The organism is Neolewinella sp. (assembly GCF_965214665.1).
Taxonomy (GTDB): Bacteria; Bacteroidota; Bacteroidia; order Chitinophagales; family Saprospiraceae; genus Neolewinella.
In genome coordinates, this window is sequence record NZ_OZ243970.1 from 3498290 (window position 1) to 3523727 (window position 25438).

Here is a 25438-nt window from a genome sequence, read left to right on the forward strand (position 1 = left end):
GCGCGTCATGGTGTATTTGGAGTTGGAACAGGTATCTAAAATCTACGGAGAAAAGGTGCTGTTCGACCGGGTCGATCTACAGGTGGCCCAGCACACGAAGGTGGCTCTGGTGGCCAAGAACGGCACGGGTAAGTCGACCCTGCTACGGGTAGCCGCCGGCATCGATCAGCCCGAGGGCGTGGGCTCCAGTATGTACGTGCACAAGGATGCGCGCATGGCCTACCTGCCGCAGGAGCCGGAGTTCGGGGCTGGTGCCACGGTGATGGATGCCGTATTCGACAGCGACAATGAGGTCGTGCGGGCGGTGCGCGACTACGAGGAGGCCCTATTGCGGACCGATAAGCCACAGCTGCTACAGGACGCGCTGAGCCGTATGGACCGCCTGCGGGCCTGGGACATCGAGGCGCGCATCAAGGAGGTGCTCAGTAAACTCAACATCGACAACGTCGATCAGCGGGTAGATACGCTCTCGGGCGGACAGCGTAAGCGGGTAGCCCTGGCCAAACTGATCATCGACGAGCCCGACCTGATCATCCTGGACGAACCCACCAACCACCTGGACCTGGACATGATCGAGTGGTTGGAGGAGTGGCTGCAGTCGCCTAATCTGACGCTGCTGATGGTGACCCACGACCGCTACTTCTTGGAGCGGGTCTGTAACCGCATCATCGAGCTCGACGGCGGCAACGTATACCACTACACCGGCAACTACTCCGACTTCCTGAACAAGAAGGCCAGCCGGGAGGAGACCGAGAGCGCCGAGCTGGACAAGGACCGCAAGCGCATGAAGCAGGAGCTGGAGTGGGTACGGCGTATGCCCAGCGGACGGGGTACGAAGGCGAAGAGCCGGCTTACGGCCTTCAGCGAGCTCAAGAATAAGGTGGGCAGCTTCCGTAAAGAAGATGAGCTCACCCTAGAGATCAAGGGGCAGCGGCTGGGCAGTAAGATCCTGGAGGCCCACAACATCTCGAAGTCCTACGGGGAAAAGGAGCTGGTCAGGGGCTTCAGCTACAAGTTTCAGAAGGGGGAGCGGGCCGGTATCGTGGGGCGTAACGGGGCGGGTAAGTCGACGCTGCTGCATATGCTCACTAAGGAGCTGGAGCCGGACACCGGTAAGGTGGTGCACGGCAGTAATACGGTCTTTGGCTACTACACCCAGGACGGCATCAATCTGGCCAACGATATGCGGGTGATTGAGGTGGTGCGCGAGATCGCCGAGTTCATCCCCCTGGAAAAGGGCCTGAAGCTGACTGCCCGCGGCCTACTGGAGCGCTTTATGTTCAACTCCAAGCAGCAGCAGGTGTACGTCAGCCAGCTCAGCGGGGGCGAAAAGCGGCGGTTGTACCTGCTCACCGTGCTGATGAAAAACCCCAACTTCCTCATCCTCGACGAGCCCACCAACGACCTGGACATCATGACCCTGAACGTGCTGGAGGACTTCCTGATGGACTTCCCCGGCTGCGTGCTCATCGTGAGTCACGACCGCTTCTTCCTGGATAAGCTAGCCCACCACCTGTTCATCTTCGAGGGCGAGGGGCAGATCCGCGACTGGAACGGACTCTACACCGAGTACCGGGAACAGCGCCGGGAAGAACTGCGCGAAGCCAGCCCCACCGCACCCGCCGCACCCACGAAGCCGGAGCCCGCCGCCGCCGTGGAGGATGCCCCCCTCAGTCAGGAGCAGCGCAAGGCCATTCGCCGCGTGGAGGGACAGATCAGCAAGCTCGAGGCCCGTAAGGCCGACATCAACCGGCAGTTCGCCGACATGGCAGCACTGACGCCCGAGCGAATCGCCGAGCTGGGCCGCGAACTGGCCGAGGTGAACGAGGCCATCGAGGAAAAGGAGCTCAAATGGATGGAGCTGGTGGAGGGCTAGACGGGCCCGGAGCGTTTTCCACAGGCTAAAGTGAAGCCTACGTAAAGTCTCTGTAAACTAGGCATTTAGCTAGGCGCTATTTCCACGCTTCAGTGGTGGATAAGTGTGGGAAAATGGGCGGTTCTCCACACTGCGGGGGACAATTGCGGTGGAAAAGCCCACTTTATCCACATTTCCACAGCTCCTAACATTCCCTTTCCACCTGCTTTCCGCCGTGGAGGGGGTCGTTTCCCCAGCGGAGTGTCAAAATACTTCTCCCCGGGGGTCGGATGCACAGATTGTGGAAAGCGCTGCCATCCCTTTGTTTTACGCGGTGTTGTAGTGTGAAGAAGAGGACCGACGGGGGTGGAAAGTGAAAGATCAAAGCGCCGCGGCGAGATTTTCTCCAACTTTCCACAGGCCTAATAATGATGATGGGATTTGAATTTTAAAAAAGAATAATAACTATTAAGGAGATGGGAGGAGCGGTGCAGGAACGGGGGGAGAGCTACCCCAACACCCGACGGGGGGGCCGCTACGCCCGGGCGGTGCGCCTGTGGCTGATCGTGGGCCTGATCATGGTCGTCGGCCAGATCGTCATCGGCGGCATCACGCGCCTGACCGAGTCGGGGCTCTCGATCACCGAGTGGAAGCCCCTCAGCGGGGCCATGCCGCCGCTCACCACCGCCGACTGGCAGTCGGAGTTTGAGAAGTACCAGACCTCACCGCAGTACGCCAAGGTATTCGCCGATATTTCCATGGGCGACTTCAAGTTCATCTACTTCTGGGAGTGGTTTCACCGGCAGTGGGCGCGCACCATGGGCCTGGTCTTCGTGGTGGGCTTCCTGGTCTTCTGGCGTAAGGGCTACCTCGACGCCCCGCTGATGCGCCGCCTGGGCGTAGTGGTGCTCCTTGCGGCCTTGGCGGCCAGTTTCGGCTGGATCATGGTGGCCAGCGGACTCATCGACCGCCCCTGGGTCAATGCCTACAAACTCACGCTGCACCTGGCGCTGGGCATCACGCTCTTCGGCTACCTGCTGTGGGTGACGCTGAAAGTTATTCAACCGCGGTTGGCGGGTTTTCCACAGGCGGGGGTAGAAAAACTGCGCTGGCCCCTGAATATCCTACTCGGAGTGCAGCTGCTGCTGGGTGGTGTGATGAGCGGGGCTAAGGCCGCCCTACCTTACCCCACCTGGCCGGATATGAATGGCAAATTTATTCCTAACATTCTCACCGACGCCAGCGCCTGGACGGTGGAAAACCTCGTCAACTACGAGACCAGCTTGTTCCAGCCGGCCCTCTTCCAGCTACTGCACCGCACTATGGCTTATGCCCTGACAATCATGGTGTTATACTTTGTGTACCGCTGCTGGCGGGGCATTCGTAGTCACGATTTGCGGCGGGCTAACGCCCTGTTGATAAGCCTGTTGATAACTCAGGTGCTGCTCGGTATTTTGACCGTGACTAACAGCATCGGACAGGTGCCGGTAGGCTGGGGCGTCGCCCACCAGTTTACCGCTATCGCCCTGGTGGCCACGGTGGTATACATCAACTACCTCTTCCGTCCCGGCAGGCCCCTACGCCCTGTGGAAAAGACGGTGGAAAATGAGGCAAAAAAGTCGCTGAAGTTAGTTGAGCCGTGAGCGATCGTGGTCCCAGCCCAGCTTGCGGCGGCCCAGGAACTGTCCGGTCAGAAAGATCGCCAGCAAAAAGTGCAGTAGCGCGGCCCGCTGGTCGGGGTTGTACAGCGTCTGCACCAGGATCATGGCGTAGTGGTAGGCACTCAGCGCCGCGGTAAGCAGCAGAAACACCCGGGTATCGTCGCGCCGTAGGTAGGCGTAGAGCGAAAGGCCAGCCAGGAACAGGGCGGCCAGTCCGTACATCTTCATGAGCAGCTCGAAGGTGGGCCCCTCGGAGGTCCCGAAGCCGGGCACGAGCTGTCCGGCGCCGGGGTAAAAGAGGAAGAGCAGACCGATCAGGGCCTCGGTGAGGGTATGCAGCAGCAGGATCATAGGGGGGCAACTGCCCACCGGGGCCGGGGGTTGCAATTTGTCGTAAACTGTGGGCCGCACCAATACGCTAAAGCTATCGCTACTTCATCCTGGGGCCGGGCGCTGGTCTGGTCGCTCATCGCGGCGGCCTTCATCGGTCCGGGCACGGTAGCCACGGCCACGCGGGCGGGTACACTGGGCGGGTATGGGTACCTACCGGTGGTGGCCCTGGCGGCGCTAGCCGGCTACGTATTTATGGAGATGGCCGCACGGGTGACGATCGTGAGTCAGCGTCCGCTCGGTAAACTCTTGCGGGGCCCCGATAGCTATCGGGGGTGCAGTGGGGTGTTACCCCCGATCCTCTATCTGGCCATAGCGTTCGGCTGTGCGGCCTATCAGGCGGGTAACCTGCTGGGCGCCCTGGGGGGGCTGGGCCTGTTGCTGCCCGTGTCACGGTACTGGCTGCTGCCCCTGGCGACGGGGGTGGCCGCACTGCTGTGGTGGGGTAGTACCCGGTCAATCGGTCGGGTGATGACGGTGCTGGTCGTGGGCATGGGACTGCTCTTCGTGGTCGCCGCTGCGCACATTGCCAGCGGCGAGAACACCGTCTCGGTGGATGGGAGCGGCATTGATACCAGTATGTTGCTGGCCCTACTTGGTACGACGATCGTGCCCTACAACTTCTTCCTGGCGGCGGGGCTGGGCACGGGCTCCGATCTACCGGATATGCGGCGGGGCCTAGGGCTATCTTTTGGGGTGGGTGCCCTCATCACGGGCTGCATCGTAGTGGTGGGTAGTGCGGCCGGGAGTTTTATCTCCTTCGGTGACCTCAGCGCGACGCTGCAGGGGGTGCTGGGCGACTACGGCCGGCTGGTGCTCGGGGTGGGGCTCTTTGCCGCGGGCTTTAGTTCGGCAACCACCGCTCCCCTGGCCGCGGCGCTGGCCGGGCAGCAACTGCTTGGGTTCGAACCGGGCGGTGCGAAGTTTCGGGTGACCTGGATCGTGGTGCTACTCTGCGGTCTCACCGTGGGGCTTACCGACTGGAATATGGTGGGAGTGATCGTAGCAGCCCAGGTGATCAATGGCTTACTACTGCCCTTCATTGCCCTGGTGGTATTCCTGCTGGCTAACCGGCGTGGCCTGCTGGGGCAGCATACGAATCGTTGGTGGCAGAACGCGGTGGGAGCGGGCGTCCTGGCCTTTGTATTCTATAAGGCGGGGCAGTTTTTTTGGAGCCTGCTGGCGGCTTAGCGCTGGGTGTAGTCCTCGCGGTTGATGTTGAGCTTTTTCATGCGGGCGAAGAGCGTTTTGCCGTTGATGTCCAAAAGTTTTCCGGCGCCGTTCGGTCCGGTCACCCGGCCGTTGGTGTAGCGCAGGGCCTTGATGATGTGCCGGCGCTGGTTGTCCTCCAGGCTTACCAGGCGCTCCTTGCTTTCCTCGTCAATGATCTCGTAGTGGCCCGTCATACCGGTGACCTTGCCATCTTCCATTACCGACCAGATGATTACCCGCACGATAGCCTGCCGGTCGGCGGCTACCCGCATGACGAACTGCTCGTCCATGCGGTGAAAGCCCGCGATAAAGTGGATCATCTCGGCGTTCCAGCGGGATACGTCCTCGCGGCTCAGGCGGTCCACGATGAGGGAAGGCTTAATGGTTTCGGGATTGTCTGTACCCAGCATGGCCAGCAGGTTGTCACTCACCAAAATACTCTGATCTCTGAGGTTGAAATCGAAGCTGCCGGTGCGTTTAGAAACACTGATGGATTCGAGCATCCGCTTGTAGCGTACACTGCTCTGGGCGTCCTTAACGAGACTACAGATGAGTTGCTCGCTGGTTTCGTCGATGATGTGGGGTATGCTGGTGATGACCACGGGGTAGCGCCGGCCCTTGCAGTTTTGGTGGTAGGTGTACATCTGGTCGGTCCCATTGGCGATGGTGCGCTGGCAGTGGCGGTTCCAACTGTCGTCGGAGTAGGTAGGGGAGTAATCGGCAATGCGCTTACTCATCATGTCGGTAAAGGAGTACCCCAGTTTGTCGCAGGCCGAGGTGTTGGCGTAGCGCAGATAGCCCGCAAGATTGGCACACAGCAAATTTTCGGAGTCGTCTACGCTAACCACCTTGTTTGCAAGGGCCAGAATTTGTGGCAGAGTAAGGGGTTGCATAAAAGTTGTACTTAAGTTAGCCGAATGGTAGCCAAGCTACGCGGACCGGCCAAACCGGATCAGCTCCGGATGGTAGTAAAATTGGAACCCTATCGTTTAGGCAGATGTTTGGACAAATAACGAAGGGCTACTGCAACAAATATATGAGTTTGTACCTACCAAGGATGCGTGGCGCGGTCAATACATTTCCGTCGTCCTGCGTTGTATCACTTCCGTATCCACTCCGGATTGCGTAATTTGTTCGCTATGGCATCTTCCCACCGCAGCTACGAGCTGCTTATATCTAAGTTGGACGAGTTCATCCGTAAGTATTACATCAACAGTGCCATTCGGGGCTTGCTGTACAGTATGGGCCTGGTGCTTGTACTTTTCCTGGCGGTCAGTCTGTTGGAAGCCCAGTTTTATTTTTCCCCCCTTACCCGTAAGATACTCTGGTATAGCTTCCTGGCCGTCAGTCTGGGTGCCGTGGCCGGCTGGGTCGTACTCCCCCTGGCACGTTACTTCCGGCTGGGGGCCACCATCAGTCACGAGCGAGCCGCCGAGATCATCGGCGATCATTTTAGTAACGTAAGGGACAAACTCCTCAACGTGCTGCAGCTGCGGCGGCAGGCGGGTACCGCAGACGATAATGGCCTGCTGCTGGCCTCCATCGACCAGAAATCAGCCGAGATTAGTCCCGTACCCTTTCGCACCGCCATCGACCTGCGCAACAACCGAAGCCACCTGGTCCGGTACGCCCTACCGCCCCTGACGCTTCTCATCGTACTGCTCCTGGCCGCCCCTAGCCTGATTACCGATAGCACCAGCCGCCTGATCCGCAACTCCGAGGCCTTTAGCCGCCCCGCCCCCTTCACCTTTACGGTACCCGACCAGCTGGAGGTCGTACAGTACGGCACCTACCTACTCACCACTCAGGTGACGGGCGAGGTGCTACCCGCCGAGGCCTACATCGAGGTGGATGGCTACCGCTATCGTTTGGAGCGGCAGAATGCCAACACCTTTTCCTACGCCTTCAATAACGTCCAGGAGTCTACCTCCTTTCGGCTCACCACCGAGGAGGTCACCAGCGCCGACTATACCCTTAGTGTGCTCCCCAAACCCAGTATCGCCGGCTTCACCGTAGCGGCCGACTACCCCGACTACCTGGGGCGTACGGACGAGGAGCTGACCAACATCGGTGACCTCACCGTACCCGTAGGTACCCGCCTGCGCTGGTCCTTCGCTACGGAGCACACCGCCGCCGTCGACCTGCGCTTCGCCAGTGCCGACACCCTGAGCCAACTGCGGCGCGACGGTAGCGACCTGTACAGCTTTGACCACCGGGCGCTGCGCAATGATCGCTACACCCTCTACATCGGTAATGACCGCCTGCCACTGGCCGACTCGGTCAGCTACGCCCTGTCGGTCATTCCGGATCAGTTTCCGCAAATTAGCGTGGAGAGCTTCCAGGACAGTACGGACGAAAAGCTGCTCTTCTTCGTCGGGGAGGCCTCCGACGACTACGGCATCCGCAAGCTCGACTTCGTGTACCGTCTCCAGCGCGGCGGCGGTGAGGCCGAGGAGGTCCGTATACCGGTCACGGGCCGCAGCGGCAGGCAGGCACGCTACGATTACGTCCTGGACCTGCGCAGCGATCTTGAGTTGCAGCCCGGCGATGAACTGACCTACTACTTCGAGGTCTTCGACAACGACGGCGTCAATGGCAGCAAGCGCGCCAAAACCTCCGTCATGGCCTACCGCATGCCCACCGAGGAGGAGATGGACCGCCAGGCCGAGCAAAACGATAGCAGGGTGAAGGACCAGCTCAAGGAGGCCCTCGATGCCACCCGCGAGCTCCAGGAGGATACCAAAGACCTGCGCGAGAAGATGCTGCAGGAAAAGGAGGTCGACTGGAAACTAAAGAAGGAAGTCGAGAAGCTAGCCGAGCGCCAGCAGAACATTCAGGAACAAATCGAGGAGGCCCAGAAGGCCTTCGAGGAGAATCTCGAGCAGCAGCCCCAGGAAAACGAGCAGGTGCAGCAAAAGGAACAAAAGCTCCAGGAGATGTTCGAAAAGGCCGTCAATGAGGAGATGCAGGAGCTGATGGAGGAGATCCAGAAGTTGATGGAAGAACTCAATAAGGACCAGACCCTCGAGAAGATGGAGGATATGGAGCTCTCCGATGAGGAGGCCGAGGCCGAGCTCGAGCGCATGCTCGAACTCTTCAAGCAGCTAGAGGTAGAAAAAGAGATGCAGGACGCCATCGAAAAGATGGAGGAGCTCGCCGAGCAGCAGCAGCAACTCTCCGAAGAAACCGAGCAGGAGGAAAAGGCCAATGAAGAACTTCAGCAGGATCAGGAAAAGCTTCAGGAAGAGTTTCAGGACCTAAAGGAAAAGCTCGAGCAGGCCGAGCAGAAGAACGAGGCCCTCGAAAAACCCATGCCCCTTGATACCAAGCCCGAGGAACAGGAGCAGGTCGAGCAGGATATGCAGGACGCCCAGCAGCAGCTCCAGGAGCAGAAGCCCCAGGACGCCGCCAAGAAGCAGCAGGAGGCCGGGCAGAAGATGAAAAAGATGGCCCAGCAGATGCAGCAGGATATGCAGAGCATGCAGCAGGAGCAAAATCAGGAGGATATGGCCGCCATCCGCCAGCTCCTCGAGAATATCGTCGACCTGAGCTTCGACCAGGAGGAAAATATGGACCAGCTCAACCAGACTACCATCAATACGCCCCGCTACGTGGAGCTCGTACAGCAGCAGTTCCAGATCAACGGCGACTTCGAGCTCGTGCGTGACTCCCTCCAGGCCCTGGCCAAGCGCAATTTCCAGATCGAAAGCTTCGTCACCGAAAAGGTCACCGAGATCCGTGGTAACCTCTCCGAAACCGTTTCCGAGCTCGAGGAGCGCCACACCCCCCAGGCCGCCAACCTGCAGCAACGTACCATGACGGGACTCAACGACCTGGCCCTCATGCTCAGTGAAAGTATGGAGCAAATGCAGCAGCAGATGGCCGGACAGATGCAGGGCCAGCAGCAGTGCCAGGCCCCTAAGAACCAGGGGCAGGGCAAGCAGGGCGGCAAGCCCAGCGATAATCCCGGTAGCGACGGCAAGCCCGGTAGTCAGGAGCAGGAGGGTATCGGTGAGGACATGGAGGGCCTCAAGGAAGGACTCAAGAAGGGAGAGGGAGGCGCCGCCGGCGGCGGCAGCGCGGAGGAGTTCGCCAAGATGGCCGCCCGCCAGGCCGCCCTACGCCGCGCCCTGGAGGAAAAACAACAGGAACGCCAGCAAAATGGAGAGGGCAAGGATGGCCTCCTGGAGCAGCTCATCGATGAGATGAACGCCGCCGAGGAGGACCTGGTCAACAAGCGACTTACTGAGGAAACCCTGCTCCGCCAACAGGACATCCTCACCAAGATGCTCGAGCACGAGCGTGCCGAGCGGGAGCAGAAGATGGACGAGCAGCGTAAGTCGGAAACCGCCGAGCAACAGCGCCGCGAGCTTCCCCCTAACCTGGAGGAGTACATTAAGCAGCGCCGCGCCGAGGTAGAGCGTTTCCAGCGCGTGACCCCCCAGTTGCGCCCCTACTACCGCACGCTGGTCGATGAGTACTTCCGCGCGCTAGGCAGTAAGTAATTTACGGGTTTGAACCCAAAGGCGGTGACGAACTGTTATATGCGCGTCTCTACTCAAACGTTACGCTTTTAACAAAACCTTAATGCTCACACTCGCCTCGGATCCCCGTAATATCGTACAGGTCGAGCAGTTGGTCGAGCAACTCGCCAGCCGCTACCACCTCAAGCAGGAAACTCACGATAGCCTCCTTATCAGCCTCACCGAAGCCGTCAGTAATGCCATCATCCATGGCAACAAACAGGACCGTTCCAAGACCGTTTGCATTCGTTACGCTCAGATTACCGATGGTCTAGCCATCCGCGTCTCCGATCAGGGCCATGGTTTTAACTACGATAGCCTCCCCGACCCCACCAGTCCCGAGCGCATTTGCGAATGCGGCGGCCGCGGCGTCTTCCTGATGCACCAGCTCTGTGATGGTATGCGCTACACCAACGGGGGGTCTACGGTAGAAATGCAGTTTCGTCTCTGAGCCTCACCTTCGGCATTGCGTACCACGAAGAGGGGGGGAGTTTCCCCACCGCACCGGAGGCGTTACTTACGGAATGGATCACGCGCGTTATTACCCTCCGCGGTGGACAGCTCGGTGAGCTGAATTACATCTTTTGCTCCGATGAATACCTCCACGCGATCAATCTCGCGTACCTACAGCACGATACCCTCACCGATATCGTCACCTTCCCTTATGCAGAGTTCCCTCTGGTATCCGGCGACCTATTCATTTCTACCGAGCGTGTGGCCGACAACGCGACGGAGTTTGGGGAAGCCTACGTCGACGAACTTCACCGCGTCATGATCCACGGCGTCCTTCACCTACTGGGGCAGGGAGATAAATCGGAAGCGGATGCAGCAGCCATGCGCCAGGCCGAGCAGTGGGCACTTTCGCTCCGTACAAAAGCGCTAAAAGAGGGCGCGTCCGCGGGTGCAGCCTAGGGCGTAAATGCGCATCTTTACCCCATGAAAGTGCTTAAATTTGGGGGATCATCGGTGGGGCATCCCGACCGAATCCGGGGCATTGTAGCTATTCTCAAGCGTTATTACGCCGCCGGCGATCACTTTACGGTGGTATTTTCGGCCTTCGGGGGAGTGACCGATCAACTCATCGAAATGGGCCAGCTCGCCGCCCAGGGCAACGACCGGTACGGGCAGCTATTCGCGGAGTTTTCGGATCGGCACCAATCGGCCATCACTGCCCTTCTCGGTGGCACCAGTGGCTATAACGAGACGAGCCAGCAACTGCGTCGCTCGCACGAAGTACTTAAGAATTTACTGTACGGCATCTTTCTGGTCCGGGAGGCTTCTCCGCGTACGATGGACTACGTCCTAAGCTTCGGAGAGCGATCCTCTGCCTACATCATCTCGCAGGCCCTGCAGCAGGCCGGTATACCGACGGAGTTTCTGGATGCTCGCCGCGTCATCAAGACCGACAAGACCTTCGGCAATGCCAAGGTCAACTTTGAAAAGAGCTACCAGAAAATCAAGGAGCACTTTACGCAACATCCTAAGGTTCAGGTAGTTACCGGCTTTATTGCCTCGGCAAAGGGGGGGCTCACGACTACCCTGGGGCGGGGCGGATCGGACTATACGGCTTCCCTGCTAGCCGCCGGTCTGGATGCTACGGCCATCGAAATCTGGACCGACGTGAATGGGGTACTTACGGCCGATCCCCGACGCGTGAAGAAGGCCTTCACCATCCCTACCATGACCTACGCCGAGGCCATGGAGATGTCGCACTTTGGGGCGAAAGTAATCTATCCCCCTACGCTGATGCCGGCCCTGCAGCGGCACATTCCGCTATACATTAAAAATACATTCGCTCCGGAATTCGAGGGCACGAAGGTCAGTGAGAAAGGTAATCCCGAGGGGGCGGCGGTACGGGGTATTAGCTCGATTAATAACGTCGCATTATGCACAGTATCCGGTACTGGTATGTTCGGGGTACCCGGTATTGCGGCGCGCATTTTCGGAGCATTAGCCGCAGCGGGAATTAATATCATACTGATTACCCAGGGGTCGAGCGAGCACGCCATCAGTTTTGCCATACAGCCCGCCGCCGCGGAGGAGGCCAAACGTGCGGTAGAGGAGGCCTTCGCCTTCGAGATCGAGCGTGGGGTAGTGAATGCGGTAAAGGTAGAGCGGGAGCTTAGCGTTGTGGCGATCATCGGGGAGAATATGCGCTACCAACCAGGTATCTCCGGTCGCTTGTTTCGGGCCCTTGGGCAGAACGGCATCAATGCCATCGCCATCGCTCAGGGCTCCAGTGAGCTCAATGTGTCGGTGGTCATTGCCAAGGAAGACGAGACGAAGGCGCTAAACGCATTACACGAATCCTTCTTCTTATCCGACTACAAGACCCTACACCTTTTCATTGTCGGTGTAGGCCTCATCGGTGGCACCCTGATCGAGCAGATTCGTAAGCAGAACGGTTACCTACGCGAGCGCAGGGGGATGGAGGTCAAGGTGGTGGGGCTGGCTAATTCAAAAAAGATGGTGTTTGACGGAGAGGGAATCGAGTTGAAGGATTGGAAAAATTTGTTGCACACTGCACAGACCCCCGTCGATTTAGCGGTATTTGTAGGTCGGATGCGGGATTTAAATTTAAGCAACAGCATCTTCGTTGATAATACTGCTGATAGTGAGATCGCGGCGTTTTACGAAACGATTTTGGACGAGAGTATCAGCATCTCTACCCCCAATAAAATCGCTACTTCTTCGAGTTATCTACAGTACCAGCGGCTAAAGTACATTGCCGATAAACGCGGGGTACAGTTTCGCTACGAAACGAATGTGGGGGCCGGTCTGCCGGTTATCTCTACCCTGCGGGACCTCATCGACAGTGGAGACCGGATTGCTAAAATCGAGGGGGTACTCAGTGGGTCGCTCAGCTATATCTTCAATACCTTTAAGGGCGAGCGCTCCTTTGCCACGGTGGTAGCGGAGGCAAAGGATAAGGGCTTTACCGAGCCAGACCCCCGCATCGATCTTTCGGGAAAGGATGTAGCCCGCAAGATCGTCATCCTTGCCCGGGAGACCGGTGTGGCACTAGACGCCGAGCAGGTAAAGATTGAGGGTTTCCTCCCGGAGGGGGCTATGGACGTCGGTTCCGTGGAGGATTTTCTGCGGGTACTCGAATACAATGAGGACTACTTCACGCAGTTACACCGCCGCGCGGCGCAGGACGGACGGGTCCTTCGTATGGTGGCTACGCTCGAGGGGGAGCGTGCTACGATTGGGGTACAAGCTATCGGGCCCGATAATCCATTCTATACGCTCAGTGGCAGCGATAATATGATTGTCTTTACGACCGACCGGTACCACAGCCGGCCCCTGGTGGTCCGGGGCCCGGGAGCCGGTGCCGAGGTGACCGCGGCGGGGGTCTTCGCCGAAATTATTCAAATCGGAAACTTCAGCTGATGCAGGAAGTACGTGTATTCGCCCCGGCCACCGTTGCTAACGTCGCCGTAGGCTTCGATATCCTTGGCTTTGCCATTCAGCGACCGGGGGACGAGATCGTAGCCCGCCGTAGTGCCGCCTTCGCGGGAGTTCGTATTACGGTCATTACGGGGACGGGTACGAAAAGCCTACCCACCGAGGTAGAGCATAACACGGCAGGTATGGCGGCGCTTCGTTTACTTGAACACCTTGGACTACAACATCAGGTGGGCGTCGAACTTGAGATACACAAGAAAATGCCCTTTGGCTCCGGGCTGGGCTCTTCGGCGGCCAGTGCAGCCGGTGCTGCGGTAGCGGTTAATGTCCTACTAGGAGAGCCCCTCACTAGAGAATCGCTGCTCTACTTTACCGTACTGGGAGAAGAGGTAGCGGATGGGAGCTTTCACGCCGATAACGTGGCGCCCTGTCTAGTAGGCGGCATTACCCTAATCCGCTCAAATGAGTCGTTAGACATCCACCACCTGCCCGTTCCACCTAGTTTACAGGTTGCCGTAGTCCACCCCGAAATCGAAATTCTTACCCGGGACGCCCGCGCCGTGCTCAGCGACTCGGTCTCCCTGAAAAAGGCAACTCGGCAACTGGGCAGTCTGGCTAGCTTTATCACCGCCCTCTACACCAATGATCTTCCACTACTGAGCCGGTCCCTAAAGGATCATATTATCGAACCCCAGCGGAAGACGCTCATTACTGGATTCGATGCCGTACAGGCCGCCGCCCTGGAACGGGGCGCATTGGGCTGTAGCATTAGCGGCGCCGGACCGAGCATGTTCGCCCTCTGCGATAGCGGCTACCTCGCACAGGCAGTAGGGCATGCCATGCAAGCTGCGTTTCAGCAGGAGGGAATTGATAGCCAGCTGTACGTCTCTCCCATCAATCAGCGGGGAGTAGAGGTACTGAGCACGACCGAGTAGAGGGGCGCATTGTATACCGGAGGTAACGAATAATAACGACTATGCAATTTTACAGTACCAACGACGCCACCCACCGGGTGAGCGCGGAAGAGGCCATCTTTCAGGGCCTACCGGCTGATAATGGACTCTACATGCCGGAGCGAATTGATCCACTGCCCGATACTTTTTTCTCGGAGCTTCCCCAACTGTCTTTTACGGAGATCGGTGTACGTGTCAGTCGGCAATTGCTGGGGGACGAGATCAGTGACGAAGACCTCCGTCAGATTGTCGAGGAAGCCATAAACTTTCCCGCCCCCGTGGTAAAGCTCGACGAACAGAAGTACGTCCTGGAGCTCTTTCACGGACCCTCCCTTGCCTTCAAAGACTTCGGCGCTCGCTTTATGTCGCGAATGATGGGCTACTACAACCAGGGAAAAAACCAGGAGCTCATCATCCTCGTAGCCACCTCCGGAGATACCGGTGGTGCGGTAGCAGCCGGATTTTACGATACCCCTGGTATCCAGGTAGTTATCCTTTACCCCAGTGGCAAAGTCAGCGTACTACAGGAAAAACAACTGACTACACTCGGCAAAAACATCCATGCTCTCGAAATCGACGGTAGCTTCGATGATTGTCAGGCAATTGTGAAGCAGGCATTCCTTGATACCGAGTTGCGGGAGCAATTACGCCTGAGCTCCGCCAATAGCATCAACATCTCTCGCCTCATCCCCCAGACCTTCTACTACTTCGAGGCCGTCAAACAATTAGGGTTTACGGGACACCCCATCGCCTTCTGTGTACCCAGTGGCAACTTCGGCAACCTTACTGCTGGCCTCATTACCCGTAAATTAGGTTTACCCGTCCACCACTTCATCGCCGCCACCAACCGTAATGATGTGGTACCCCGCTTCCTAACTACTGGCCGGTACGAGCGGCGCCCCTCCGTAGCTACCCTATCCAACGCCATGGACGTAGGTGCCCCCAGCAACTTTGCCCGCATGGCTAATCTCCACGGGCAACTCGATGGACTCCAGGATATCCATACCGTCACCCACACTAATCTACGCGCTACCCTGTCTGGCTTCGCATACGACGATGGTGCGACCGAAGATGCTATGCGCGAGGTGGAACAACGCTACGCCTACACGATTGATCCCCACGGAGCGGTAGGTTACCTAGCTCTGAAGGAATGGCAACAGGACAATCCCCATACCCGCGGCGTGATTCTAGAGACTGCTCACCCCAGTAAGTTCAGACCGCATGTAGAGCGCATTCTCGGTCACCCCATCGAAGTCCCCCGCCGCCTTGCCAAATTAGCGGATAAGACTAAACTAGCACATAGCTACGGAACAGATTATGCCCCTATCAAACAATGGCTCCTAAAAGAGTTTACCCCATAACCGCGTAGCGGTTCCCCCACCTGACCCCGAGCGGCAGTCCGGGGATATAAACTCTCCACCATAACGTTCCACGTGGAACATCATGACTGAACACGAAATAACGTTCCACGTGGAACGTACTGCCCGCTTACCCCTACTGCACCCGCGGCTCCGCCCCCCTATACCACCACTCCGATGATTCCTTACCTTAGCATGATAAAATCAGCAACATGAACTACCGCCTACTCCCCCTGCTGCTATTATGCGTAAGCTCGCTACTGTACGGACAGCAGGATAACACGCAAAACCCCTTCCGTCAGCTCGGTACGGAGCTACCAACCCCAAACGTATACCGTAATGCTGCCGGTGCACCCGGGCATCAGTACTGGCAGCAGCAGGCGGACTACGAGATGGAGGTACGTCTTGACGATGAAAAGCAGCGCATTGACGGTACGGAGCGCATTACTTACCACAATAACTCGCCAGAACCGCTGGAGTATCTCTGGGTGCAACTGGATCAGAACGTGCGGGCTCCCGACTCGGATACCTATTCTACAGCAACCGACGAAATGGGAGAGCGAATGACGCTAAATCAACTGGCCGGACTGGAGCCAAGTTTTCAGGGTGGTTTTCACATTGAGCACGTCAGGAATGCGGGAGGTGCGGATATGCCCTACTACATCCAAAAAACGATGATGCGGGTGGAACTGCCCGCCCCACTCGCTCCGGGAGAAGAAGTGGAATTTGAGATCGCCTACTGGTACAATATCAACAACCGCCTGGTCGATGGTGGCGGCCGCTCCGGCTCGGAGTACTTCGAGGAGGACGATAACTTCCTTTATACGATCGCGCAGTTCTACCCCCGTATGGCGCTCTATACCGATAATGAGGGCTGGCAGAACAAACAGTTTCTGGGTCGCGGAGAGTTTGCGCTGACCTTTGGTGACTTCGACGTGAAAATTACGGTGCCCGCCGACCACCTGGTAGCAGCCACCGGTACGCTACAGAACGATGGCGAGGTGCTCACCCGCCAGCAACGGCAACGGCTGGAAGAGGCCCGTAAGGAACGGGTACAGCCCGTAATCATCGCGAGCCAGGAGGAAGCCATTGAGCGGGAAAAAACTAAGGTGAAGGAGGAAAAGACCTGGCACTTCACCGCCGAGAACGTGCGCGACTTTGCCTTTGCAAGCTCCCGGAAGTTCATCTGGGACGCGATGGGCGTAGAGCAGGGCGACGGCAGCGTAGTGATGGCGATGTCAATGTACCCTAAGGAGGGTAACCCCCTGTGGGAACGCTTCTCGACCAAGGCCGTAGCCCATACCCTAAAGTGGTACACTCACTACACCTTCGATTACCCCTACCCCGCCGCCTGGTCGATCAACGCGGCCGATATCGGAATGGAGTACCCCATGATCTGCTTCAACTTCGGGCGCACGGAGGCCGACGGCACCTACAGCGACCGCACCAAGTACGGCATGATCGGCGTGATCATCCACGAGGTGGGTCATAACTACTTCCCGATGATCGTCAATAGCGACGAGCGGCAGTGGACCTGGATGGATGAGGGGCTTAATACCTTTCTGCAGTACCTGACCGAGCAGCAGTGGGAGCGGGACTTCCCCAGCCGCCGCGGCCCCGCCAATAAGATCGTCGACTATATGAAGGGCGATAAGCAGTACATCTCGCCGATCATGACGAATTCAGAGTCGATCTGGCAATTTGGTAACAACGCTTACGGCAAACCGGCTACGGCTCTGAATATTCTCCGCGAGACTGTGATGGGGCGCGAGCAGTTCGATTATGCCTTCAAGACGTACGCCAACCGTTGGAAATTTAAACACCCCGCACCGGCCGACCTATTCCGCACCATGGAGGATGCCTCGGCCATTGACCTGGACTGGTTCTGGCGGGGCTGGTTCTATACGACGGATAACGTGGATATCGCGCTGACCTCGGTACGGCCGTTCCGGATCAACACCCAGAATCCTGTGGCTGAGAACGAAAATTTGCGCAAGCTACGGGCCGAGGAGCCACGTAACATCAGTAGCATCCGCAACGAGGAGGCGATCACCCAGACGTACGACGAGATCGACACCACGCTGCGTGACTACTACACCGAGTACGATCCGCTTGACGCTACCATCCTGGACGAGGAAGAGTACCAGGGGTACCTTAACGGTTTGAGCGAGCAGGAGCGCGCTACGTTAGAGGCCGATAAGTATTACTACGAACTGAGCTTCAAAAATATTGGTGGACTGGTCATGCCCATCATCCTGGAGTTCACCTTCGCCGATGGTACCACGGAGGTAAAGCGCATCCCCGCCGAGATTTGGCGCATGGGTACGGAGGAGGTAACCAAGGTCTTTCCCTTCACAAAGGAAGTAGTCTCCGTCGTGTTGGACCCCTACCTGGAAACCGCCGACGTGGATACTAGCAACAACTACTACCCCTCCCGCAATACCGTCAGCCGCTTCGATCTCTTTCAGCGCGGCGAGCAGGAGGGGGAGAACCCGATGCAGCGTAGCGCCCGCGCTCGCGCTCGGCAGCAACAGGGTACGGGTACCGGATCGCAGCGTAAGTAGCCAGTGGACCGTATGACCTACGATAATCCCGCGCTTACCGTCGTCACCGACGAGGTACACCCCGGTGCGCTGCGCTGGCGGAGCCCCTCCAACATTGCCTTGGTCAAATACTGGGGGAAGTACGGTGATCAGCTCCCCAGAAACGTTTCAGTGAGTTTCACCCTACAGAACGCAGCTACGGATACCACCCTCCATTACGCCCCGCGTAGGGGGTCCGGTGCGGGGGTAGATGTGCAACTCCAGCTTGCCGGCATTCCGGAACCAAAATTCACCGCCCGGACACAAACCTACCTGGAGCGCCTCTTGCCGGTTTATCCCTTTCTCCGGCAATTAGAGCTCCGTATAGAGACGCAGAATAGCTTTCCGCATTCCGCCGGTATTGCCAGCTCGGCCTCCGGTATGAGTGCACTTGCGCTGTGTCTGGTGAGTCTGGAGGAGCAGCTTTTTGAGCCATTACCGGATCGTGCGGCCTTCCTACGCAAAGCAAGTTACCTGGCCCGTTTGGGTTCCGGTAGTGCCTGCCGCTCGGTGTACGGGGGGGCAGCCGTGTGGGGCCGGGTGCCGGATCTCAGTGATAGTTCGGAGGCCTACGCCGTAAGTATAGCGGAGCAGCTACACCCGACCTTTCGGTCCTACCATGACGATATACTACTCGTATCCCGCAGCGAAAAGGTGGTAAGTAGCCGCGCCGGTCACGGACTGATGGAACAAAATCCCTACGCCCCGCCCCGGTATGCCCAGGCCAATGCCCGTAGCCAGGAAATGCTCGGCCTACTACAGCGGGGAGATACGGAACGCTTCGGGCAACTGCTTGAAAGTGAAGCGCTCACCCTGCACGCGCTGATGATGAGTAGTCAACCCGCCTATACCCTCATCGAGCCGAATACGCTGCACGTCACCAATCTACTGCGGCAGTTTCGCAGCGAGACAGGTTATCCAGTATACTTTACGCTCGATGCCGGCCCCAACGTACACCTACTCTACCCAGAGGCCGTGGCCGGACCTACCAAACGCTTCATCCGCGAGCACCTGCTGCCGTACTGTGAGGACCGGATGTACCTCGCCGACCGCGTCGGTACGGGGCCCGAGCAACTGGAGGTAAATCAAACGACCCCAGCCTAGGCGTGTTATGAATCGGATGCGCTACCTCGCCCTTTCGCTATCGGCTTTAGGACTACTCCTACTCTATGGTTGTCGATCCGCGGCTCCCCCGGCCCCGGAGCGACTCCGGACCGCCTACGCACCGCTCGATAGGAAGCTGCGTAAACTGGTACCGATTGATTCGTTCACCATCAGTGCTGTCGAGGCATACCAGCTTCCGGAAGCCGTTTTTCTCGACGCCCGTGAACGGCAGGAATACGAGGTAAGCCACCTACCCGGTGCCCGCTATCTGGGCTTCAGCACGCCGGATACGACTGCGGTAAAGGCTCTTTCCCACAATACGCCGCTGGTGGTGTACTGTACGGTAGGCTATCGAAGCGCCCGTTTGGCTCAGGAATTGCGGCGGGCCGGTTTTAAGCGCGTTTACAATCTGTACGGCAGCATCTACGCCTGGCGGCTGGCGGGCTTACCCCTCGTCGATGCGGCCGGACCTACCCCTAATATTCACACCTACAACCGCAAGTGGGGCCGCTTCATCCCCGACACCCTGGGGACCAAAGTCTACTAAGTCATGAGTCTTTACCAGCAGATACAGGAATGCGTCGCCTTCATCCGCCAGCGCGCGAAGACGGAGCCCCGGGTGGGCATTATCCTCGGCACGGGACTGAGCTCGCTAGTAGAGGAGATCGAGGTGGAGCGGGAGTTCGTGTACGGATTACTTCCCTACTTTTCAGTTTCCACCGTGGCTACCCACCGCGGCAAGTTGGTGCTGGGGAAACTGCGTGGCATCCCGGTCGTAGCCATGGCCGGACGGCTCCACTACTACGAAGGCTACAGCATGCAGGAGCTTACCTTTCCGGTGCGGGTACTACACGCGTTGGGGGTCGAGCACCTCATCATCTCTAATGCCTCGGGTAGCGTCAATGCAGACATCTGCGCCGGGGACATCGTATTTGTCCGCGACCACATTAACCTACAGCCCGACAATCCGCTCCGCGGGATGAACGACGACCGGCTGGGCCCCCGCTTCCCGGATATGTTGCACACCTACGACCGTCAGCTCAACGCACGCGCCATTGAGCTAGCGCAGAAACACGGCCTAAACGCCCACGAGGGGGTCTACCTGGCCCTAGCCGGTCCGAACCTGGAAACTCCGGCCGAGTACCGTATGGCTAATATTATGGGGGCCGATTTGATTGGCATGTCCACCGTGCCGGAGGTACTGGTAGCACGCCACGCCGGTCTACCCGTCTTCGTGGCCTCCGTGGTATCCAATAAATGTTTCCCTATTGCCGACATTCAGCCCACTACCGTAGAGGATGTCATTGCTACCGTACAGGCCGTCGAGCCCAAGCTACGCCTGCTGATCGGGGATATGGTAGAGGAGCTAGCGAGTACTCCCACTCCGGCCTAATATCCAGGGTATAGAGGTTAGAGCGGGCACGCGGGTGCAACCGAAAAAAGGCGAGCGGTAGGGCAACTTAACGCAGTATTCAACCCTTTAAGACTAGTTGACCCTGATTGAAACTGAATGAACGGAGCCTTCCGCACCACCTGGAAATCCTTGAGCGCTACCGAGCGTGACGTAGCCATCGCACTGAGCATTGTTTTCGAGGAGCGCTTCGTCCTCGATCTCTCACGGCTACTAAACAAAATCGCCATGCCCCCCCCGGCCGGCGAGTCCCGCTTTACCCACGCGGCCACCGAAGAGATCGTGCACCGCCTCCACGCGGCCGGCGTAGTCATTAAGTCAAGCGACCACGGCTGGCGTATCAATCCCAACTTCAGCGAGGCCATCATGCGACAGGCTAACCGCCGCCCCGATTTCAGCGCGCTACTCAATGACATTCGCCGCGAGCTCCCCTATAAGACCTACTGGCAGCCCAGCAGCCCCCACGCCCTGATGCGGGAGATCCGCATCGCCTTTTACCTACAGAATCAGGCCGGGTTCGACCGGCTCCAGCGGGAAACGGAGAGCTTTTACCCCGATCAGGCCCGCACCGGCGTATTCATTGACCCGCTCTTTGCCGAGTTCGATCCCCGTTGGGTCGAGAGCCTGCTGCCCGAGTGGCAGGAGATCAACCTGCGTAAAGCCTTCCGGCGGGCCCTGGTGGCCATGGAGCCCCTCGATCCCCTGATCGAATTTCTGGAGCAGCACGAGCGTATCCGTGAGCCGGAGTCCGGACCCCTGCGCGAGCTACTGGCCGAGGCCTTCGTCCTACAGGGTGCCTGGAGTAGGCTACAGCTCTGGGCCGACCTGGAACCCATCGAGTGGCGCAGTAGTGCCAATCATCTCATTTACCACATTCTCCGCGATGAGGACGAGATGGCCCAGGAGCTCATCGAAGAGGTACGCAAGGGCTACCGGCGCGAGTACGAAAATAAGTTTCCCGCTCACCTGGCGGGGTACCTCTACCTCCTCTCCCTACTGCGTAATGGTGGGGTGAAAAGCGCCGAGATCATCGGTCACTACCTTGACAACATCGATCCGGTACAGAATCTTCGATTAGGAGGTACCTACTTGGTTTTCAAGGCTTTACACGCCTATCTACGCAACGACGAGGACGCCCAGACCGTAGCCCAGCAGGCGCTGGAGCGGATGGAGGCCAACGCCTTTGCCCTCACCTTCTACGCCCTTTACCGGCTGTGGACCGACCCCACCGAACACCCTGACCCGCAGTACCTTGCGGAAATGGAACAGTTGCGTGAACAGGCACAGGACAGCAGTTACCAGTGGGTGGAAATGGAGATCACGCGGGTCCTGTCGCTACGGCACCCCGAACCCAAAGCCCGGGAAGCCTACGCCACCCGCGCCCAGCAGCTCAGCGAGCAACTGCGCATCCACTCCCTAACGGATGCCATGCCCCGGATCGAGCCCTGGGAGCGTGCCCTGGAGGTGCTGGTCAGTATGGGTACTCCCGATCGTAATGGAGAAAAGCGTAGTAAGAAGACTAGTCGTTTCGTCTGGTTCGTCGACTTCGAAAAACGAGAACTGGAGCCCCGCGAGCAAACGCTAAGTAAGGGGGGCAACTGGTCGAAGGGCCGCAAGGTGGCCCTGAAGCGCGTTAAGCAGGGGGATGTGGAGGGGATGACCCCCCAGGACGTAGCGGTAGCTAAGGCCATCGATGAAGACTACAGCCGCTACCATCCCAATGGAAGCTACGCCATCAACTACGAGGAGGCCCTACTTGCCCTGGTGGGCCATCCCAATCTGTACCTGATCAAGAATTCAGCGATTGGCGTAGAACTGGTCCGCCGCAATCCGCAGCTACTGATCGAGGAGACCGATAGCCGGCTTCACCTGCGCTTCGCCCAGGATTTCGCGGGCACCGGTGTGCAGGTGGTCAAGGAAACCCCCACCCGCTACCAGGTCATCGAGGTCAACGAGGGTCACGATCAGATCCACCGGCAAATTGGAGAGGGCTTAGAAATACCCAAGCGCGCCCGCCACCGTCTGCTCGAGGTAGCCCGCAACCTGAGCAAGTTTACCGAGGTACAGAATACGCTTACGGGAGTAATCGACGACCTCGACGAGACCAAGGCCGACCCACGCACCTACGTACACCTACTACCCGTAGGCGAAACATTCAAGGTGGAGTTCTTCGTCCGCCCCCTGCGCCAGGAAGATCAGTACTTCAAGCCCGGCCGGGGCCGCAATAAGGTCATCAGTGAGGTAGACGGACAGCGCCTCCTCGCCGAACGTGACCTACCCCGCGAGATCGAGCGGGCGGAGGGGGTCATCGTCGATTGTCCTACCCTTCAGAAGATCGTACACCGCGACTACGAGTGGCACATCGACGAGGTGGAGGATTGCCTAAATATCTTGCTTGAGTTGCAGCCCCTGCGCGCCCTGGATCGCATCGTCCTGGAGCACCCCCGCGGCGAGCGCATCAAGCTCATTGGTAGCGTCGATTTCGGTGATCTTAGCCTAGGTGTGAAGGAAAAGGCCGGTTGGTTCGATGTAGAGGGCACCCTGGCCGTCGACGATCAGCAGGTGATCAGCTTCCGCGAGCTCATCGACAAGGTGAGCGAGAACGAGCAGAGCAACTTCATCCAGCTGAGCGAGGGGCAGTACGTCGCCCTCACCGAACAGCTGCGCCGCAAGCTGCGGGAAATGGAGGGCCTGCTGGCGACCACCGCCGACGGCATGCAGCTTCACCCCCTAGCCGGCGGCATGCTCGACGATATCGTCGACCAACTGGGGGCCTTTGAGGCCGATATCGCCTGGCGGGATAGCCTGCAGCGCATTCAGACGGTTAACCAGACCATGGCCCGGGTACCCTCTACCTTCCGGGCCGAGCTACGGCCTTACCAGCTCGACGGCTTCCGCTGGCTGATGCGCCTGGCCGACTGGGGCGTGGGTGCCTGTCTGGCCGACGATATGGGTCTGGGTAAAACCATTCAGGGGCTAGCCATGCTGCAGGCGCGCGCCGAGGAGGGTCCTGCCCTGGTCATTGCCCCCGCCTCCGTAACCCGTAACTGGTTACGCGAAGCCGCTAAATTTGCCCCTACCCTGAATCCCATCCTGCTAGAAGGTAGCGACCGCCAGGAGATCATCGATCGCGTAGGCCCCTACGATATGCTCATCGTGAGCTACGGTCTGCTACCCTTCGAGGGCGATGCGCTAGCCGAAAAGCGGTTCAGCTCCATCATTTTGGACGAGGCCCAGGCCATCAAGAACCGTGGCACGAAGCGCAGTCAGATCGCCATGCGCCTCCAGGGTGACTTCCGCATCGTCACCACCGGTACGCCCATCGAGAACCACCTCGGGGAGCTCTGGAACCTATTCACCTTTCTCAACCCCGGCCTGCTCGGTAATTACAACCGCTTCAACGAGAAGTATACCGTACCGATCAGCCGCAACAACGACAATGAGCGCCGCCAGCAACTGCGCCGCCTGATTCAACCCTTTATCCTACGTCGGCGCAAGGAGGAGGTGCTCGAGGAACTACCCCCGAAGACGGAGGTGACGCTCACCGTTGAGCTCAGTCAGCCCGAGCGCGCCTTCTACGAAGCCCTGCGCCAGCACGCCCTGGAGAGCATCGACGAGAGCGAGGGACCGAACCGCCGCTTCCAGATCCTGGCCGAGCTGATGAAATTGCGGCAGGCAGCCTGCAATCCAAAGCTGGTCGATGCCAGTGTCGATATTCCCAGCAGCAAGCTCGAACTACTGGCCGAAACCGTGCAGGAGTTACGAGAAAACGGTCATAAAGCACTGATATTCAGTCAGTTCGTACGACATTTGAAGATCGTCGAAGAGTGGGCTAAGGACAATGACGTGCCCTATCAGTACCTGGACGGCAGCACTCCTGGCCCCAAGCGCGACGAGGCCGTACAGGCTTTCCAGCGCGGCGAGGGCGACATCTTCCTGATCAGCCTCAAAGCCGGTGGTACGGGACTCACCCTTACCGCCGCCGATTACGTGCTGCACCTCGACCCCTGGTGGAACCCCGCCGTGGAGGACCAGGCCAGCGACCGGGCGCACCGCATCGGGCAGCAGCGCCCCGTGACCGTGTACCGCTTCGTGTCGGAGAACACCATTGAGGAAAAAATCGTCAAATTGCACGCCGAGAAGCGCGACCTGGCCGATAGCCTCCTGGCCGGTACCGAACAGAGCGCCAGCCTCACCGCCGATGACCTGCTAGACCTGATCAAGAATGGATAAGTCGATTTACAGCCCCAACCTTCATATCTACCCCGATGGCCCCGCCGTAGCCCGTGCCTTCGCCGATCACTTGATCGAAAAACTGGGGAAATCGGAAGATGGTCCCCTCTTCTGGGCCCTTTCCGGGGGCTCCACGCCCAAACTTCTCTTTCAACTCCTGGCCGAAGAGTACCAGGATAAGATCGACTGGAGCCGCCTCCACTTTTTCTGGGGCGATGACCGTATGGTGCCCTATGACGACCCGGAGAGCAACTACGGCGAGGCCAAAAAACTGCTCTTCGACCATGTGCCCGTCGTCGAGGAGCAAATTCACCCCGTACCCACCGACCTGAAACCTGAGGAAGCCGCCGAGGCCTACGCCACCACGATCAGCAGTCTCTTACCGCAGAATTCAGACGGCATGCCCATCTTCGACATTAACATGCTCGGAATGGGGGGCGACGGGCATACGGCCTCCATCTTCCCTGATCAGATGGAGCTACTTACCGACTCGCGCATCTGCGCCGTAGCTAAACATCCAGAAAGCGGTCAACTCCGCCTTACCCTCACCGGACCGGTCATCAACGCCTCCGACGAGGTTGACTTTCTCATCACCGGTAACTCCAAGACCCTGCGCGTGGCCCAGATCGTCAACCGCGAGCAGCTAGCTACTACCTTCCCCGCCGCCCACATCAACCCTACCTCCGGTAGACTACACTGGTTCCTCGACCGGGCTGCCGCTTCCGAAGTAGGTTACTAGCCCCTATCT

17 protein-coding genes are annotated in these 25438 nt (G+C 58.5%); 15 read left to right on the forward strand and 2 right to left on the reverse strand.

The window, feature by feature from the left end:
• Positions 1 to 7 precede the first annotated feature (7 nt).
• Both ACOOHD_RS15015 and ACOOHD_RS15020 read left to right on the forward strand, forming a co-directional pair.
• Entirely contained in the window at positions 8 to 1876 is a 1869-nt protein-coding gene (locus tag ACOOHD_RS15015) for an ABC-F family ATP-binding cassette domain-containing protein (protein WP_420458697.1), read from the forward strand.
• Between the two features lie 455 nt (positions 1877 to 2331).
• On the forward strand, positions 2332 to 3498 hold the full coding sequence (locus ACOOHD_RS15020; protein WP_420458698.1) for a COX15/CtaA family protein: 1167 nt from the start codon (positions 2332 to 2334) through the stop codon (positions 3496 to 3498).
• On the opposite strand, the gene ACOOHD_RS15025 is transcribed toward ACOOHD_RS15020, so the two are convergent.
• The gene (locus ACOOHD_RS15025; RefSeq protein WP_420458699.1) at positions 3484 to 3867 is read right to left on the reverse strand and encodes a hypothetical protein; all 384 of its coding nucleotides are present in this window, start codon (positions 3865 to 3867) and stop codon (positions 3484 to 3486) included. The genes ACOOHD_RS15020 and ACOOHD_RS15025 overlap by 15 nt on opposite strands.
• 30 nt (positions 3868 to 3897) lie before the next feature.
• Between ACOOHD_RS15025 and ACOOHD_RS15030 the strand changes: the two genes are divergently transcribed.
• Positions 3898 to 5097 carry an NRAMP family divalent metal transporter gene (locus ACOOHD_RS15030; protein ID WP_420458700.1) on the forward strand — a complete coding sequence of 400 codons (1200 nt, stop codon included), beginning with the start codon at positions 3898 to 3900 and terminating at the stop codon, positions 5095 to 5097.
• On the opposite strand, the gene ACOOHD_RS15035 is transcribed toward ACOOHD_RS15030, so the two are convergent.
• A complete protein-coding gene (locus tag ACOOHD_RS15035; protein ID WP_420458701.1) occupies positions 5094 to 6011 on the reverse strand; it encodes a PAS domain-containing protein in 918 nt (305 codons plus the stop codon). The genes ACOOHD_RS15030 and ACOOHD_RS15035 overlap by 4 nt on opposite strands.
• 246 nt (positions 6012 to 6257) lie before the next feature.
• On the opposite strand from ACOOHD_RS15035, the gene ACOOHD_RS15040 reads away from it, so the two are divergent.
• From ACOOHD_RS15040 to pgl, 12 genes are all read left to right on the forward strand, one after another.
• Complete coding sequence (locus ACOOHD_RS15040) at positions 6258 to 9623, forward strand: DUF4175 family protein (RefSeq protein WP_420458702.1); 3366 nt, start codon at positions 6258 to 6260, stop codon at positions 9621 to 9623.
• An 82-nt stretch (positions 9624 to 9705) separates the two neighbouring features.
• Positions 9706 to 10092, forward strand: a complete 387-nt coding sequence (locus tag ACOOHD_RS15045) for an ATP-binding protein (protein ID WP_420458703.1) — start codon at positions 9706 to 9708, stop codon at positions 10090 to 10092.
• A gap of 14 nt (positions 10093 to 10106) precedes the next feature.
• The gene (gene ybeY / locus ACOOHD_RS15050; protein ID WP_420461438.1) at positions 10107 to 10553 is read left to right on the forward strand and encodes an rRNA maturation RNase YbeY; all 447 of its coding nucleotides are present in this window, start codon (positions 10107 to 10109) and stop codon (positions 10551 to 10553) included.
• A gap of 24 nt (positions 10554 to 10577) precedes the next feature.
• Positions 10578 to 13034 (forward strand): bifunctional aspartate kinase/homoserine dehydrogenase I, encoded by a 2457-nt coding sequence (gene thrA, locus ACOOHD_RS15055; protein WP_420458704.1) that lies wholly within the window; start codon positions 10578 to 10580, stop codon positions 13032 to 13034.
• On the forward strand, positions 13034 to 13984 hold the full coding sequence (locus ACOOHD_RS15060; RefSeq protein ID WP_420458705.1) for a homoserine kinase: 951 nt from the start codon (positions 13034 to 13036) through the stop codon (positions 13982 to 13984). The genes thrA and ACOOHD_RS15060 overlap by 1 nt, the downstream gene beginning before the upstream one ends.
• Positions 13985 to 14025: 41 nt before the next feature.
• Positions 14026 to 15363 (forward strand): threonine synthase, encoded by a 1338-nt coding sequence (thrC, locus tag ACOOHD_RS15065; RefSeq protein WP_420458706.1) that lies wholly within the window; start codon positions 14026 to 14028, stop codon positions 15361 to 15363.
• Between the two features lie 209 nt (positions 15364 to 15572).
• Positions 15573 to 17924 carry a M1 family metallopeptidase gene (locus ACOOHD_RS15070; protein ID WP_420458707.1) on the forward strand — a complete coding sequence of 784 codons (2352 nt, stop codon included), beginning with the start codon at positions 15573 to 15575 and terminating at the stop codon, positions 17922 to 17924.
• Positions 17925 to 17936: 12 nt separating this feature from the next.
• Entirely contained in the window at positions 17937 to 19046 is a 1110-nt protein-coding gene (locus ACOOHD_RS15075; RefSeq protein ID WP_420458708.1) for a diphosphomevalonate/mevalonate 3,5-bisphosphate decarboxylase family protein, read from the forward strand.
• A 16-nt stretch (positions 19047 to 19062) separates the two neighbouring features.
• A complete protein-coding gene (locus tag ACOOHD_RS15080) occupies positions 19063 to 19593 on the forward strand; it encodes a rhodanese-like domain-containing protein (protein WP_420458709.1) in 531 nt (176 codons plus the stop codon).
• Positions 19594 to 19596: 3 nt separating this feature from the next.
• A complete protein-coding gene (locus ACOOHD_RS15085) occupies positions 19597 to 20439 on the forward strand; it encodes a purine-nucleoside phosphorylase (protein WP_420458710.1) in 843 nt (280 codons plus the stop codon).
• A 117-nt stretch (positions 20440 to 20556) separates the two neighbouring features.
• Positions 20557 to 24690 (forward strand): DEAD/DEAH box helicase, encoded by a 4134-nt coding sequence (locus ACOOHD_RS15090; RefSeq protein ID WP_420458711.1) that lies wholly within the window; start codon positions 20557 to 20559, stop codon positions 24688 to 24690.
• The gene (gene pgl / locus ACOOHD_RS15095) at positions 24683 to 25429 is read left to right on the forward strand and encodes a 6-phosphogluconolactonase (RefSeq protein WP_420458712.1); all 747 of its coding nucleotides are present in this window, start codon (positions 24683 to 24685) and stop codon (positions 25427 to 25429) included. The genes ACOOHD_RS15090 and pgl overlap by 8 nt, the downstream gene beginning before the upstream one ends.
• Positions 25430 to 25438 lie beyond the last annotated feature (9 nt).

What these genes read in the sequence shown, in the direction of transcription:
- ACOOHD_RS15015 (WP_420458697.1), top strand. Translation starts at nt 8, where the DNA reads ATGGTGTATTTGGAGTTGGAACAGGTATCTAAAATCTACGGAGAAAAG.
- ACOOHD_RS15020 (WP_420458698.1), top strand. Translation starts at nt 2,332, where the DNA reads ATGGGAGGAGCGGTGCAGGAACGGGGGGAGAGCTACCCCAACACCCGA.
- ACOOHD_RS15025 (WP_420458699.1), bottom strand. Translation starts at nt 3,867, where the DNA reads ATGATCCTGCTGCTGCATACCCTCACCGAGGCCCTGATCGGTCTGCTC.
- ACOOHD_RS15035 (WP_420458701.1), bottom strand. Translation starts at nt 6,011, where the DNA reads ATGCAACCCCTTACTCTGCCACAAATTCTGGCCCTTGCAAACAAGGTG.
- ACOOHD_RS15040 (WP_420458702.1), top strand. Translation starts at nt 6,258, where the DNA reads ATGGCATCTTCCCACCGCAGCTACGAGCTGCTTATATCTAAGTTGGAC.
- ACOOHD_RS15045 (WP_420458703.1), top strand. Translation starts at nt 9,706, where the DNA reads ATGCTCACACTCGCCTCGGATCCCCGTAATATCGTACAGGTCGAGCAG.
- thrA (WP_420458704.1), top strand. Translation starts at nt 10,578, where the DNA reads ATGAAAGTGCTTAAATTTGGGGGATCATCGGTGGGGCATCCCGACCGA.
- ACOOHD_RS15060 (WP_420458705.1), top strand. Translation starts at nt 13,034, where the DNA reads ATGCAGGAAGTACGTGTATTCGCCCCGGCCACCGTTGCTAACGTCGCC.
- thrC (WP_420458706.1), top strand. Translation starts at nt 14,026, where the DNA reads ATGCAATTTTACAGTACCAACGACGCCACCCACCGGGTGAGCGCGGAA.
- ACOOHD_RS15070 (WP_420458707.1), top strand. Translation starts at nt 15,573, where the DNA reads ATGAACTACCGCCTACTCCCCCTGCTGCTATTATGCGTAAGCTCGCTA.
- ACOOHD_RS15075 (WP_420458708.1), top strand. Translation starts at nt 17,937, where the DNA reads ATGACCTACGATAATCCCGCGCTTACCGTCGTCACCGACGAGGTACAC.
- ACOOHD_RS15080 (WP_420458709.1), top strand. Translation starts at nt 19,063, where the DNA reads ATGCGCTACCTCGCCCTTTCGCTATCGGCTTTAGGACTACTCCTACTC.
- ACOOHD_RS15085 (WP_420458710.1), top strand. Translation starts at nt 19,597, where the DNA reads ATGAGTCTTTACCAGCAGATACAGGAATGCGTCGCCTTCATCCGCCAG.
- ACOOHD_RS15090 (WP_420458711.1), top strand. Translation starts at nt 20,557, where the DNA reads ATGAACGGAGCCTTCCGCACCACCTGGAAATCCTTGAGCGCTACCGAG.
- pgl (WP_420458712.1), top strand. Translation starts at nt 24,683, where the DNA reads ATGGATAAGTCGATTTACAGCCCCAACCTTCATATCTACCCCGATGGC.